This window comes from Micromonospora sp. D93 (assembly GCF_018070365.1).
In the GTDB taxonomy this organism is placed as follows: Bacteria; Actinomycetota; Actinomycetes; order Mycobacteriales; family Micromonosporaceae; genus Micromonospora; species Micromonospora ureilytica.
Map to the genome: position 1 here is coordinate 16,608 of NZ_JAGPXW010000004.1, position 13,077 is coordinate 29,684.

The following is a 13,077-nucleotide window of genomic DNA, read 5'->3' on the forward strand; positions in this document are numbered from 1 at the left end:
TCACCGCTCGTCGACGCGGGTGTGCCAGGAGCGCCACAGGGCGGCGTACGCGCCACCGGCAGCGACCAGCTCGTCATGGCTGCCGATCTCGGTGATCCGGCCGTCCGCGAGCACGGCGACCCGGTCAGCGTCGTGCGCGGTGTTGAGCCGGTGCGCGATCGCGATGACGGTCCGCCCGACCAGCACCGCGGCCAGCGCGCGTTCGGTCCGTCGGGCGGTGGACGGATCGAGCGCGGCGGTCGCCTCGTCCAGGATCAGCGTGTGCGGGTCGGCGAGCACCAACCGGGCCAACGCCAGCTGCTGGGCCTCGGCCGCACCGAGCTGACGGGCCCCGTCGCCGAGCTGGGTGTCCAGGTCGTCGGGCAGCTCGGCGAACCACTCGGCGCCCACGGTGAGCAGCGCGGCGCGCATCTGTGCGTCGGAGGCGTCGGGCGCGGCGAAGGAGAGGTTGTCGCGGACCGAGCCGATGAAGACGTGGTGCTCCTGGGTGACCAGGGCGATCCGGCGGCGTCGCTCGGCCGGGTCGAGGTCGGTGACCGGGCAGCCGCCGATGCTGACGACGCCGTGCCGAGGCGCGTCGATCCCGGCCAGCAGTCGGGCCAGTGTGGACTTGCCGGCGCCGGACGGACCGACGACGGCCAGCCGCTCACCGGGCTGCACCTGCAGGTCGATGCCGTGCAGCACGTCCGGCCCGTCGTCGGAGTAGGAGAACCGCGCCCCACGGACGACGAGCCGCTCACCGCGTGACGAGGCCGTCGTGCCGGGCGGTTCTGGTGGGACCAGGCCGACGCCGAGCACCCGGGCGTACGACGCGAAGCCGCGTTGCGCCTGCTCCGTCCACTGCAACAGCCGGTCCAACGGGTCGATCGCCTGCTGCAGGTAGAGCGCGGCGGCGACCACCGCGCCGAGTGACACCATGTCCCGGGAGAGCAGGTAGCCACCGACGAGCAGGACCACGGCGACCGGCAGCGGATAGCTGGCCTCGACGACCGAGAAGAACACGGTACGCAGCGCGAGGGTCGCCCGACGGGCCCGCCACACCAGTGTGATGCGGCTGGTGCCGTGCCGGATCCGGTCGTCGGCCAGGCGCAGCGCCTCGACCGTGCGGGCGCCCTCGGCGGTGGTGGTCAGCGTCTCGGTCAGCTCGGCCGCAGCCGCGCCCTCGGTGAGGTACGCGGAGCTGGCCCGGCGCAGGTACCAGCGGGTCACCGCCACGATCGACGGGAGCCCGGCCAGCGCGGCCAGCCCGAGCAGTGGGTGCAGCAGGAAGACCGCCCCGAACAGCAACGTCAACTGCACCGTGGCGATGACGATGGTGGGCACCACGTCCCGGACGGTGGTGCCGACCGTCGACACGTCGACCGAGCTGCGGGTGGCCAGGTCACCGGAGCCGGCCCGTTCGACGACCGAGACGGGCAGCCCGAGGGTCCGGGAGACGAACTGCTCGCGCAGCTCGGCGACGGCGCGTTCGCCGAAGCGGTGGCCGGCGTACTGGGCGTATCGGGAGAGCAGGGCACTGACCAGGACGCAGCCGGCGATGGCCAGCGCCAGCCGGTCCACAGTGGCCACGCCCGCGCCGGCGGTGACCCGGTCGACGATGGTGCCCAGCAGCCACGGCGGGGCGAGCCCGGCGACCGCGGCGGCGCTGTGCAACGCCAGCACGATCCCGACGGCGCGCCGGTGCCGGCTGATCATGTCGCGCAGGGCCCGGCGTACGGTGCCGCGGTCGGCCACCGGCAGCCGGCTCACCGGTACGCCTCCTCGGTGTCGGCGGACTGCGTCGGATCGGGGTCCTCGCTGCCGCGGGCCACCAGGTGCCGGTAGGCCGGGTCGCGGTCGAGCAGGTCGGCGTGGTCGCCGGTGGCGGTGATCCGGCCGGCGCTCAGGTGCGCGACCAGGTCGGCCCGGCCGAGCAGCAGCGGTGACGTGGCGATCACCACTGTGGTCCGCCCGGCCCGCGCGGCCCGCAGACGCTCGGCGATCCGCGCCTCGGTGTGCGCGTCCACCGCCGATGTCGGGTCGACGAGGATCAGCACCTCCGGCTCGCTGCTCAGGGCCCGGCCCAGGCGGACCCGTTGGCGCTGACCGCCGGAGAGCGTCCGGGCTCGGGCGTCGATCGGGGTGTCCAGCCCGGCGGGCAGGGCGTCGACGATGTCCTGCGCCGAGGCGGTCCGCAGGGCCGCTCCGAGGCGTTCGTCATCGTCGGCCCCGGCGCGCAGGATGTCGCGCAGCGTGCCGGCGAAGAGGTACGAGTCGTGGTCGGCGACGAGGATCCGCGCGCGGACCTCGTCCAGGGCGACCTCGCGTAGCGGCACGCCGCCCCAGGTGACGCCGCTGGCGACGTACCGGCCGAGCCGGTCGGCCAACGCCACGGCCGCCGCCGGATCGTCTGCCGCCACGCCGGTCAGCCGGCCGGCGCGCACGGTCAGGCCGGTCACCGGGTCGTGCAGGTCGGCCGGGCCGTCCGGCGCGCGCGGATCATCCGGCCGGCGTGCCTCCGGCGCGGAGCCCGGCCGGCGTGCCTCCGGCACGGCATCCGGCCACCGGCGACCCGGGCCACCGACGTCGTCAGGTGTCACGATGAGCAGGTCGGCGATCCGCCGGGCGGCGACCCGACCCCGGATGAGCTGGTGGCTACCCTCCAGCAGAAACCAGACCGGCACGATCAGGGTCGCCACGTAGCCGTAGACGGCTACCAACTCGCCGATCGTGACGTCACCGGTCACCGCCATCCGGGCCGTCAACCACACCACCGCCGCCAGGAACAAGCCGGGGATGGCGACCGTCGCGGCGTCGATCCAGCTGTTGACCGCGCCGACCCGGTAACCCTCGGCGCGCAGATCCTGGGACCGGGCGGCGTACCGCCGGGCGAACAGGTCCCGGCCGCCCACCCCGGCGAGCACCCGCAGCCCGGCCACGATGTCACCGGATCGGGCGGTGAGCGCGCCCTGTTGCCGGCGGTAGACCGATTCGGCCCGCTCCAGGCGGCGCAGCAGCGGCCCCACGACCAGACCGACCACCGGCACCCCCACCAGCACGCAGAGCGCCAGCATCGGGGAGATCGACCAGAGCACCACGGCGATCACCCCGTACGCGATGATCGCGCCGACGCCCGGCCCGGTCAGCGTCAGCACCTGCGCCGTCCAGTCGATGTCGGAGCCACCGATGGTGGACACCTCGCCCGCCCCGACCCGGCGGGGCAGCACCGCGCCGATCCGGGACAGGTGACGCAGCAGGACCTCCGCCGAGCGGGCCTTGGCGTCCTCCCGGATGAAGGTCATCGTGCGGTGCCGCATGATGCCCAGGTAGGACAGGGCCACGCCCGCGACGACGATCGCCGCGACCCATTGCGCCAGGGCATGGGTGTCGCCGGCGCGCAGCCCGTCGTCGACGGCACGATAGATCAGGTAGGGCCGGGCCGAGAGCCCGATCATCCAGGCCGTGCCGATCAGGCTGCCGCGCAGCACCCGCCAGGGTTGGCAGCGGACCAGCCACCAGAGGTAACGCATCGGACCGCGGGTGTCGGGGGTGCCAGGATCGGGATGCGGGATCTGCGGAGGCACCTGGTCACGCTACCGACCGGCCCCGACACCCTGCCGACCCGATCATGGTGAGGTGCGCCTCCGTTTCTGTCGCAGGGAAGAGGCAGAATCACGTTCGTGCTGGTGGCGGTGGTGTCCGACGAGCGGGGCGGGGGAGTGCTGTGCCCGCTCGACGCCGCCGGTCGGCCGACCGGCCCGCCCGAGGTCGTCAACGACCTGGTCGCCGCGGTCGCCGCGCGCGAGGCCGCCGGGCACCCGCGCTGGGTCTGGTCGACCGCTCCGGCGGTCTACCCGACGCTGCTGCGCGCGGGCGTCCGGGTCGATCGCTGTCACGACGTGGAGTTGACCGAGGCGTTGCTGCTCGGGCACGCGGGCCGCTGGGGCGAGCCCCGCTCGCTGGCCGCCGCCTGGGCCCGGCTGACCGGCTCGGCGGTGCCGCCCGACCCGCCGCCGCGCGCCGCCGCGCCGCCCGGGCACGGCCAGGGCGCGCTCTTCGACACAGTGCCCGGTCCGCCGGGCCCGGGCATCGAGGCACTGACCCGGGTGTACGCCGACCAGCTCGCCCGTATCACCGCGACCGAGCACCCCGGCCGGTTCCGGTTGCTGGTGGCCGCCGAGTCGGCCGGCGCGCTGATCGCTGTGGAGATGGGCGTCGTCGGGCTGCCCTGGCGTGCCGACGTGCACAACGAGATCCTGCACGAGCTGCTCGGTGAGGCGTCCCCAGTCGGTGGGCCGCCACGCCGACTTGCCGAGTTGGCCGCCCGGATCGCCGACGCGCTCGGCGTACGCCGCCTGCACACCGACTCCCCGGCGGAGCTGCTGAAGGCGTTCGCCCGGGTCGGGGTGGAGCTGCCCAACACCCGGGCCTGGGTGCTGCGTGGCGTGGACCATCCGGCGGTGCCGCTGGTGCTGGAATACAAGGAGCTCTACCGGATCTGGACGGCGCACGGCTGGGCCTGGCTCGATCAGTGGGCGCGGGGTGGCCGGTTCCAACCGGAGTACGTGCCGGGTGGCGTCGTCTCCGGCCGGTGGGCCACCCGGGGCGGTGGCGCGTTGCAGATCCCCAAGGTGATCCGGCGGGCGGTGGTGGCCGATCCGGGCTGGCGGTTGGTGGTCGCCGACGCCGGCCAGTTGGAGCCTCGGGTGCTGGCCGCGGTGTCCGGCGACGCGCGGCTGGCGGCGGCGGGCGGTGCCGGTGACCTCTACGCCGCGCTGGCCCGGGACTCGTTCGGCGGTGACCGGGCCAAGGCCAAGGTGGCCCTGCTCGGCGCGATGTACGGGCAGACCGGTGGGGCTGCGGTGCCCGCGTTGGCGGTGCTGAAGCGCAGCTACCCGACGGCGTTCGGTTACGTCGAGGCGGCCGCGCGTACCGGCGAGACGGGTGGTTTGGTCCGGTCGTGGCTGGGGCGGACGTGCCCGCCCGGCTCGGCCGGGTTCGGTGATCTCGACGACGAGCCCTCCGACCCGGAGGGGGCGGCCGACCCGCACAGTCCGCGGGCGCGGGCCGCGCGGTCCCGGGGGCGCTTCACCCGCAACTTCGTCATCCAGGCCACCGCGGCGGAGTGGGCGTCCACGTTGCTGGCCACGCTGCGGACGGAGTTGTCCGGCACCGATGCGGAGCTGGTCTTCTTCCAGCACGACGAGGTGGTCGTGCACGCGCCCGCCGGTCAGGCGGACGCGGTCGCGGAGGCTGTCAACCGGTCCGGCGAGCGAGCCTCCGCGCTGCTCTTCGGTGCGACGCCGGTCCGGTTTCCGCTGGACCTGTCCATCGTCGACTGCTACGCCGACGCGGCCTGACCGACGGAGGGTCCCGTGTCGGGGGATGCCGGCCGTGTAACGGTTGTGCTATTTCTCCTTTTCGCCCCGCCACCCTCGGCTGGCCGTCCTCGTTGCAGTGTCCGTAGGAGGGGACGGATCGGTCACGGTCCGTCCCGTGCTGGAGGGGGCGCAGCTGAACCGGATCGCAGGAATGATCATCGCCGCAGGCGGGGGACGACGGATCGGTGGTCCGGAGGCGCTGCTGCACCAGGGAGACAAGCCCCTGGTCAATCAGATGATCGACACGATGACCGAGGCGGGCTGCGAGCAGATCGTGGTCGTACTGGGTGCCGCCGCCGAGCAGGTCCAGAAGACCGCCGATCTGGGCAAGGCCATAGTTGTGATCAACAAGGCGTGGGGCACCGGCGTCGGCTCGTCGATCCGGGCCGGCCTGGCCGCCATGGACGACGAGGGGATCGAGGCGGTGGTGGTGGTCCCGGTCGACATGCCGGGCCTGAGCGCCACGGCGGTCAGCCGGGTGGCCGCGCTGCCGTACCCGGACGTGCTGGTCTGCGCCACCTACGACGGGCTGCGCGGCTACCCGATGCTGTTCGGCCGCCGGCACTGGCCCGGCATCGCCACCCTGGCCAGCGCCGACGTGGGCGCCCGGCCGTACCTGCTGGCGCACAAGGACCAGATCGTCGACATCGCCTGCGACTCGGTCGCTGACGGCAGCCGGATCGACACCCCGGAGCTGATGGAGCTGTACGGGCTCACCGTGCCCCCGCAGCGGGTCGGGGTCTGAGGGGCCCGTCCTGCCAGGCTCCCCGATGTGGGTGATGCCGGTGAGTCATCATGAGGACTCACCGGCATCACGCTCTTCGTCAGTCCTGTGCCTGGTCCAGCTCGCCGGTGGCGGCGAGGCGCTGGTACCAGTGGGCGCTGTCCTTCCAGGTGCGTACCTGGGTGTCGTAGTCGACCCGGATGATCCCGAAGCGACGGTCGTAGCCGTAGCCCCACTCGAAGTTGTCCAGCAGTGACCACACGAAGTAGCCGCGCACGTCCGCGCCCTGCGCGCGGGCGTCGGCCATCGCGCCGATGTGCCGACGCAGGTAGTCGATCCGCCGGTCGTCGTGGATGTGCCCGTCGGCCGACACCACGTCGTCGAACGCCGCGCCGTTCTCGGTGATCATCATGGGCTGGCTGGGGTATTCGCGCTGGAGGCGCAGCAGCAGCTCGGTCAGGGCCGGCGGGTCGATGTTCCAACCCATCGCCGTGTACGGGCCGGGCTGCGGCAGGAAGTCGACGTTGTCAGCGGCGACCCACGGCGTGGAGGTCGACGCGCCGTGCCCGTCGGCGTCGGAACGGGCCGACACCCCGTCCCAGGCCCGGACCAGGGTGCTGGAGTAGTAGTTGACCCCGAGCACGTCCAGCGGCACCGCGATCAGCTTCTCGTCGCCCTCGTGGACGAACGACCAGTCGGTGACGGAGGCGGTGTCGGCCAGCAGGTCGGCCGGGTATTCCCCGTCCAGCATCGGGCCGAGGAACGCCCGGTTCGCCAACGCGTCGATCCGCCGGACCGCGTCCTGGTCGGCAGCCGAGTCGGACGCGCCCCGGATGACGTGCAGGTTCAACGTCACCGACAGCTCGGCGGACGGGGCCAGCTCCCGGACCACCCGACCGGCCAGGCCGTGCGCGAGGTTGAGGTGGTGCACCGCGGCCAGAGCCGCCGCCGGCTCGGTCCGGCCCGGCGCGTGCACCCCGGAGGCGTAACCCAGGTACGCGGAGCACCAGGGCTCGTTGAGCGTCGTCCAGGTGTGCACGCGGTCGCCCAGCGCACCGACGATGCCCGCCGCGTACTCCTGGAAGCGCAACGCGGTCTCCCGCGCCGCCCATCCGCCGGCGTCCTCCAGCTCCTGCGGCAGGTCCCAGTGGTACATGGTGGCCACCGGGCGGACGCCCCGCTCCAGCAGGCCGTCCACCAGCCGCGAGTAGAAGTCGATGCCCGCCTGGTTGAACCGGCCCGAGCCGCCCGGCTGCACCCGGGGCCAGGAGATGGAGAACCGGTACGCGCCGAGCCCGAGGTCGGCGATGTGCCCGAGGTCGTCGGCCCACCGGTGGTAGTGGTCGGCGGCCACGTCACCGGTGTCACCGTTGAGGGTCCGACCGGGGGTGTGGCTGTAGGTGTCCCAGATGGACGGTCCGCGCCCGTCCTCGGTCGGCGCGCCCTCGATCTGGTACGCGGCCGTCGCCGACCCCCAGACGAAGCTCTCCGGGAAGTGGTGTTGCGTCATCGTTCCGTCCCCTGGATCTCGCAGATGTAGCCCGTCGAGGTGCCGGCGACCAGTTCGGCGCTGGCCGTCCCACCCTCGTAGCGCACGTCGAACTCGGCGCCCGGTCCGTTGCCGGGTGACGGTACCCGTACCCGGGTCCGCTGCCCCTCGGTCGGTGCGTACACCCGCAGCCGCACATCGTCGGCCCACTCGTAGTCCGGTCGGTCGGTGCGGGAGCCGAACGGGATGACCGCGCCCGGTCGGGCCAGCACCGGCAGGCTGTCGAAGCCGTGCTTCTCGGTCAGCCAGGCCGGGCCGGTGACCTGCGCGCCGGTGACCAGGTGCGTCCAGGTGCCGGCGGGTACGTAGTACGTGACGTCGCCGTCGGCACTGAGCACCGGGGCGACAAGCACGTCCGGGCCGAGCATGTACTGCCGGTCCAGGTGTGCCGTCGCCGGGTCGTCCGGGAACTCCAGGAACATCGGCCGCATCACAGGCGTGCCGTCGCGGTGTGCCTCCTGGGCGGCGGCCGCCAGGTACGGCATCAGGCCGAGCTTGAGGTGGGTGAAGTGCCGCAGCACGTCCACGGCCTCCTCGTCGTACGCCCACGGCACCCGGTACGAGCCGGACCCGTGCAGCCGGGAGTGCGAGGAGAGCAGCCCGAAGGCGACCCACCGCTTGAACACCGCCGGGTCGGGAGTGCCCTCGAAGCCGCCGATGTCATGGCTCCAGTAGCCGAAGCCGGAAGCCGCCAGGGACAACCCGCCGCGCAGCGACTCGGCCATCGCGACGAACGTCGACTCGCAGTCGCCGCCCCAGTGCACCGGGAACTGCTGCCCGCCCGCGGTGGCCGAGCGGGCGAACAGCACCGCCTCGCCCTCGCCGCGCTCGGTCTCCAGCAGCTCGAAGACCGCCTTGTTGTAGAGGTACGAGTAGTAGTTGTGCATCCGCTGCGGGTCCGAGCCGTCGTGCCACACCACGTCGGTCGGGATGCGCTCGCCGAAGTCGGTCTTGAAGCAGTCGACGCCCATGTCCAGCAGCGCCTTGAGTTTGCCGGTGAACCAGCGGACCGCGTCCGGGTTGGTGAAGTCGACAAGCGCCATGCCGGCCTGCCACTTGTCCCACTGCCAGACCGAGCCGTCCGGGTTGCGCACCAGGTAACCGGCCTCGCGGCCCTCCTCGAAGAGGTACGAGCGCTGCGCGATGTACGGGTTGATCCAGACGCACACCTTCAGGTCACGCTCGTGCAGCCGGCGCAGCATCCCCTCCGGGTCGGGGAAGGTCGCCGGGTCCCAGACGAAGTCGACCCAGTGGAACTGACGCATCCAGAAGCAGTCGAAGTGGAACACCGACAGCGGCAGCCCGCGCTCGGCCATCCCGTCGACGAACTCGGTCACCGTCTTCTCGTCGTACGAGGTGGTGAACGACGTGGACAGCCAGAGGCCGTACGACCAGGCGGGGATCCGGGCCGGCCGGCCGGTGAGCGCGGTGTACCGGCGCAGCACGTCCTTCGGCTGAGGCCCGTCGATGACGTAGTAGGTGAGCGACTGGCCCTCGACGCTGAACTGGGTCTGCGTGACGACCTCGGAGCCGACCTCGAACGACACGTGCTCCGGGTGGTCCACGAAGACCCCGTAGCCGGCGCTGCTGAGATAGAACGGCACGTTCTTGTACGCCTGCTCGCTGGCGGTGCCCCCGTCGGCGTTCCAGATGTCGACGGTCTGCCCGTTCTTGACGAACGGGCCGAAGCGCTCGCCCAGCCCGTACACCGTCTCACCGACGCCCAGCGCGAGCCGTTCGTGCACGTGCCGGCGGCCCTCGGCGTCGGTGACGACGCCGATGCTGCGGGCGGTGGACGCGGTGACCAGCCGGTCGCCGTGCAGGAAGTCGACCCGCCACCCGTCGATGAGCGCGACCCGCGCGGTCAGCTCGCCGGTGGTCAGCGTCGCGCTGAGCCCGGTGACGTCGACGGTGACCGGGTGCGTCTCGTCGGTGCTCAGCCCGAAGTGCGGCTCGCGGGGCAGCCCTCCGGTGTGGTGGGCGATGGTCACCCCGATGACGCCGGGGGCGGGGGAGAAGAACCGGACGGTGACCAGGGGCCGGTTGAGGGTGTCGCCGCGTCCGGTGATCGGACCGGTCGGTGCGAAGACGGTGAAGCCACGCTCGTCCGGTTCGACCGACTCCACTGTGCCGGGGCGCAGGACGCTGACGCCGGGGCGCAGCTGCCAGTACCCGTCGGTGAACTTCACTTCTCGGCTCCTGCCGTGATGCCGCGCGCCAGAGTGCGCTGGAAGATGAGGAAGAAGAGGATGGCCGGCACCAGGCTGATCAGCGCGCCGGCGTTTGTGGTCGGCGCGTCCATCAGCCGGTCGCCCTGCAACGACGCCAGCGCGACCGGAATGGTCTGCGTCTGGTTGTCGATCAGCATGACCAGCGGGATGAGGAACTCGTTCCACGTCCAGATGAAGAAGAAGATGAGCAGCACCGCGAGGGTGGGCCGCAGGTTGGGGAAGACCACCCGCCACAGCACCGTCCACTTGCCGGCGCCGTCCAGGGCGGCGGCCTCCAGCAGCGAGCGCGGGAACGTGCCCATCACCGAGGCGAGCAGGTAGGTGCCGAACGCGCTCTGGATCACGGTGAAGATGATGATCACCGCGAGTCGGGTGTTGTAGAGCCCGACCTCCTTGGCCACGTAGTACAGCGGGTAGATCAGCGCCTCCTGCGGCAGCATGTTGGCCAGCAGGAAGAGCCCGACGATCCACAGCCGGCCACGGACCCGGCCGATGCCCAGCGCGTACGCGTTGAGCAGTGAGACGGCGACGCCGAGCACTGCCACCGAGCCGGCGATGACCGCCGAGTTCCAGAACTTGAGCGGGAAGTTCACTTCGGTCCAGTACGTGCGCAGACCCTTTGTGTAGAACTCCGTCGGCCAGCTCAGCGGGCCGCCCGACGAGTAGTCGCCGGGCGACTTGAACGCGTTGAGCAGCATGAACGCGAACGGCACCAGCATGACGAGCGCGCCGAGGATGACCAGGGCGAGTATCACCCAGCGGCTGACGCCGCGGTGGTGTCGATCGCGGACGGGCGCGCGGACCGGCGCTGGAGTGATCACGGCCATGTCAGAACCCCCGGTCCCGGCGCTCGCTGCGGGCCTGCATCCAGATGAAGACACCGGCCACCACCACGATGATCAGTGTCAGCACCGTGGAGATCGCGGAGCCGTAACCGACCTGCAGCTTCTTGAAGAACGTGTAGTAGGCGAAGTAGGACGGCACGTTCGTGGCGTTGTCCGGGCCGCCCCGGGTCAGGGCGAAGATCGGCCCGAACACCTTCAACGCGGCGATCGTGCAGGTCAGGGCCACCACGAAGGTCTCCGGCCGGATCTGCGGAAGGGTGATCGCCCGGAACCGGTGCAGCCAGTTCGCGCCGTCGACCTCGGCTGCCTCGTACAGCTCGGGGTCGACCCGCTGCAACGCCGCCATGAAGACGACCACCGGGTAGCCGATCTGCACCCAGATCATCACGGCCATCACGGCCGGCAGGGCGGTGCCCGGGTCACCGAGCCAGTCGTGGCGTAGCGCGCCGAGACCGACCGCGTCGAGGAGGCTGTTGAACGCGCCGTCGGGGCGGAGGATCCAGCCCCAGACGATGCCGGCCACCACGACGGGCAGCACCTGCGGGAGGTAGAACGCGGCCCGCAGCGCGGCGGCCGTGCGGGGCTTGAACCGGCGGCCGATGACGTCGAAGAGCACCGCGGCGAGCAGCAGCCCGAGCACCGTGGGCACCACCACCATCGCGACGAGCATCCAGACGGTGTTGCGGAACGACGCCCAGAACACGTCGTCGTGCAGCAACTGCTGATAGTTGTCCAGGCCGATCCAGGTGGGGTCGCCGATGCCTGACCACTTGGTCAACGACAGGTAGAGCGTGCCGAGCAGCGGTGCGCCGATGACCAGGAGGAAGAGCACCGCTCCGGGGAGCAGGTAGAGCCAGTACGCCGCGTTGCGGCCGCGGCGTCTGCGGCTGGGCGCGGGCGGGATGGGGGTCGCGGCCGGCGGTGTGGCGGCGACCGTCTCGGAGACTGCCATGGAAGATCCTTCCCGGCGGGGCGGGCGGGCGCGCCGGTCGTGCCGGTCGCGCCCGCCGCTCGCCGTGTCACTTGCCGGTGATCTCCTTGACGCCATCGGCGTACGGCTTGGCGATCGCGTCGAGGACCTGGTCGGGCGACTTCGAGCCGTTGATCAGACCCTGGAAGCCGGAGACCAGCACGTCGTAGTAGCCGGGGACCGGCCAGTCCGGGTAGAAGGCGAGCCCGTCGGACTTGCTGACCGTGTTGAAGTCCTCGATCAGCTTGCGGTCCTTCGGGTCGCTGATCTTCGACGCGTCGGCGGCGACCGGAACACCACCGTTGTTGCCGATCAGATCCTGGATCTCCGGACGCAGGGTGATGTCGATGAAGTCGTACGCCAGGCTCTTGGCCTTGCTGTTCTCCGGGACGACCCAGAGGTTGCCGGAGGAGCCGGCCTGCAGGGTGTTGCCGGGGAAGAGGAAGGTGTCCCAGTTGGCCTTCATCTCGGTCTTGAAACGGCCGTACCACCAGCTACCCGAGACGATCATCGGAACCTTGCCGGCGATGAAGGCGGTGCCCATGTCCTCGGCCTTGAGGCTTGCCGAGTTCTTCGCGACGTAGCCCTTCTGCACCCACTGGGCGAAGGTCTCAGCGCCGTACTTGAGCGGGTCGGCCTTGAAGTCGACAGGGTTCTTGTAGAGCTGGTAGTTGTCGACGAACTGCCGGTCGCCCTTGGACAGGGCGAGCTGGTAGAAGAGCTGCCCGGCGGGGTACTCGGCACCGGCCATGCCCAGCGGGGTGACGCCCTTGCCGACGAAGGTGTCCATCGCGGCGGTCATCTCGGCCATGGTGGTCGGGACCTTGACGCCGTTGCTCTGGAACAGGTCCTTGTTGTAGTAGACCGTGACGTACTCGCCGTAGTTCGGCACACCGAACCACTTGCCGGAGCCCATCACGCCCTTGTCGCTGTACCGGGCGGTGGTCTGCAGGCTGGGGCTGAGCTTGCCGGCCCAGCCGCGCTTGTCTGCCTCGCTGCTCAGGTCGGCCAGCAGGCCCTGGGAGGAGAGCAGCCCGGCGGTCGCGTTGCCCTTGTTGTACTCCATGATGTCCGGGCCCTCGGACGAGTTGATGATCATGCCCGCGTTCTGCTGGATCTGCTCGAACGCCTTGCGCTCGAAGCGCACCTCGACGCCCGGGTGCTCGGACTTGAAGAGCTCGATAGCCCGGTTCCAGCCGATCCCCATGGCGCTGTTCTCGCTCTCGTAGTGCCAGAGCTTCAGAACCTTGGCGTCGCTGTTGTCCCCGTTGTCACCACCGCCGCAGGCGGCCACGGTGGTCGTCGCGGTCGCCGCCAGGGCGATCGCGGCGACGAGCCGGTGGAATCGCTGCATTACTATCCTCCTCGTTGAGTACTAGCCGGTACTTCACGGGGCCC

Annotated in this window: 9 protein-coding genes; 2 read left to right on the forward strand and 7 right to left on the reverse strand. The window is 71.3% G+C overall.

Annotated elements, in window-relative coordinates:
* Complete coding sequence (locus KBX71_RS06190) at window positions 1–1,695, reverse strand: ABC transporter ATP-binding protein (protein WP_247683054.1); 1,695 nt, start codon at window positions 1,693–1,695, stop codon at window positions 1–3.
* 50 nt (window positions 1,696–1,745) lie between these two features.
* A complete protein-coding gene (locus tag KBX71_RS06195; RefSeq protein ID WP_247683055.1) occupies window positions 1,746–3,509 on the reverse strand; it encodes an ABC transporter ATP-binding protein in 1,764 nt (587 codons plus the stop codon).
* A 120-nt stretch (window positions 3,510–3,629) separates the two neighbouring features.
* On the opposite strand from KBX71_RS06195, the gene KBX71_RS06200 reads away from it, so the two are divergent.
* Together KBX71_RS06200 and KBX71_RS06205 are read left to right on the forward strand one after the other, a co-directional pair.
* Entirely contained in the window at window positions 3,630–5,339 is a 1,710-nt protein-coding gene (locus KBX71_RS06200) for a bifunctional 3'-5' exonuclease/DNA polymerase (protein ID WP_210817292.1), read from the forward strand.
* A 172-nt stretch (window positions 5,340–5,511) separates the two neighbouring features.
* Window positions 5,512–6,105, forward strand: coding sequence for an NTP transferase domain-containing protein (locus KBX71_RS06205; protein ID WP_210817293.1), 594 nt, complete (start codon window positions 5,512–5,514; stop codon window positions 6,103–6,105).
* A gap of 79 nt (window positions 6,106–6,184) precedes the next feature.
* Here KBX71_RS06205 and KBX71_RS06210 read toward each other — a convergent pair whose 3' ends face one another.
* The 5 genes from KBX71_RS06210 to KBX71_RS06230 form a co-directional block, all read right to left on the reverse strand.
* Entirely contained in the window at window positions 6,185–7,594 is a 1,410-nt protein-coding gene (locus KBX71_RS06210) for a GH1 family beta-glucosidase (RefSeq protein ID WP_210817056.1), read from the reverse strand.
* Window positions 7,591–9,822 carry an alpha-xylosidase gene (gene yicI, locus KBX71_RS06215; protein WP_210817057.1) on the reverse strand — a complete coding sequence of 744 codons (2,232 nt, stop codon included), beginning with the start codon at window positions 9,820–9,822 and terminating at the stop codon, window positions 7,591–7,593. The genes KBX71_RS06210 and yicI overlap by 4 nt, the downstream gene beginning before the upstream one ends.
* Entirely contained in the window at window positions 9,819–10,691 is an 873-nt protein-coding gene (locus KBX71_RS06220; protein WP_210817058.1) for a carbohydrate ABC transporter permease, read from the reverse strand. Before KBX71_RS06220 ends, yicI begins: the two co-directional genes overlap by 4 nt.
* A gap of 1 nt (window position 10,692) precedes the next feature.
* Complete coding sequence (locus tag KBX71_RS06225; protein ID WP_210817059.1) at window positions 10,693–11,661, reverse strand: carbohydrate ABC transporter permease; 969 nt, start codon at window positions 11,659–11,661, stop codon at window positions 10,693–10,695.
* A 67-nt stretch (window positions 11,662–11,728) separates the two neighbouring features.
* Window positions 11,729–13,033: an ABC transporter substrate-binding protein gene (locus KBX71_RS06230; RefSeq protein WP_210817060.1), complete on the reverse strand. Its 1,305-nt coding sequence runs from the start codon at window positions 13,031–13,033 to the stop codon at window positions 11,729–11,731.
* Window positions 13,034–13,077: the final 44 nt, after the last annotated feature.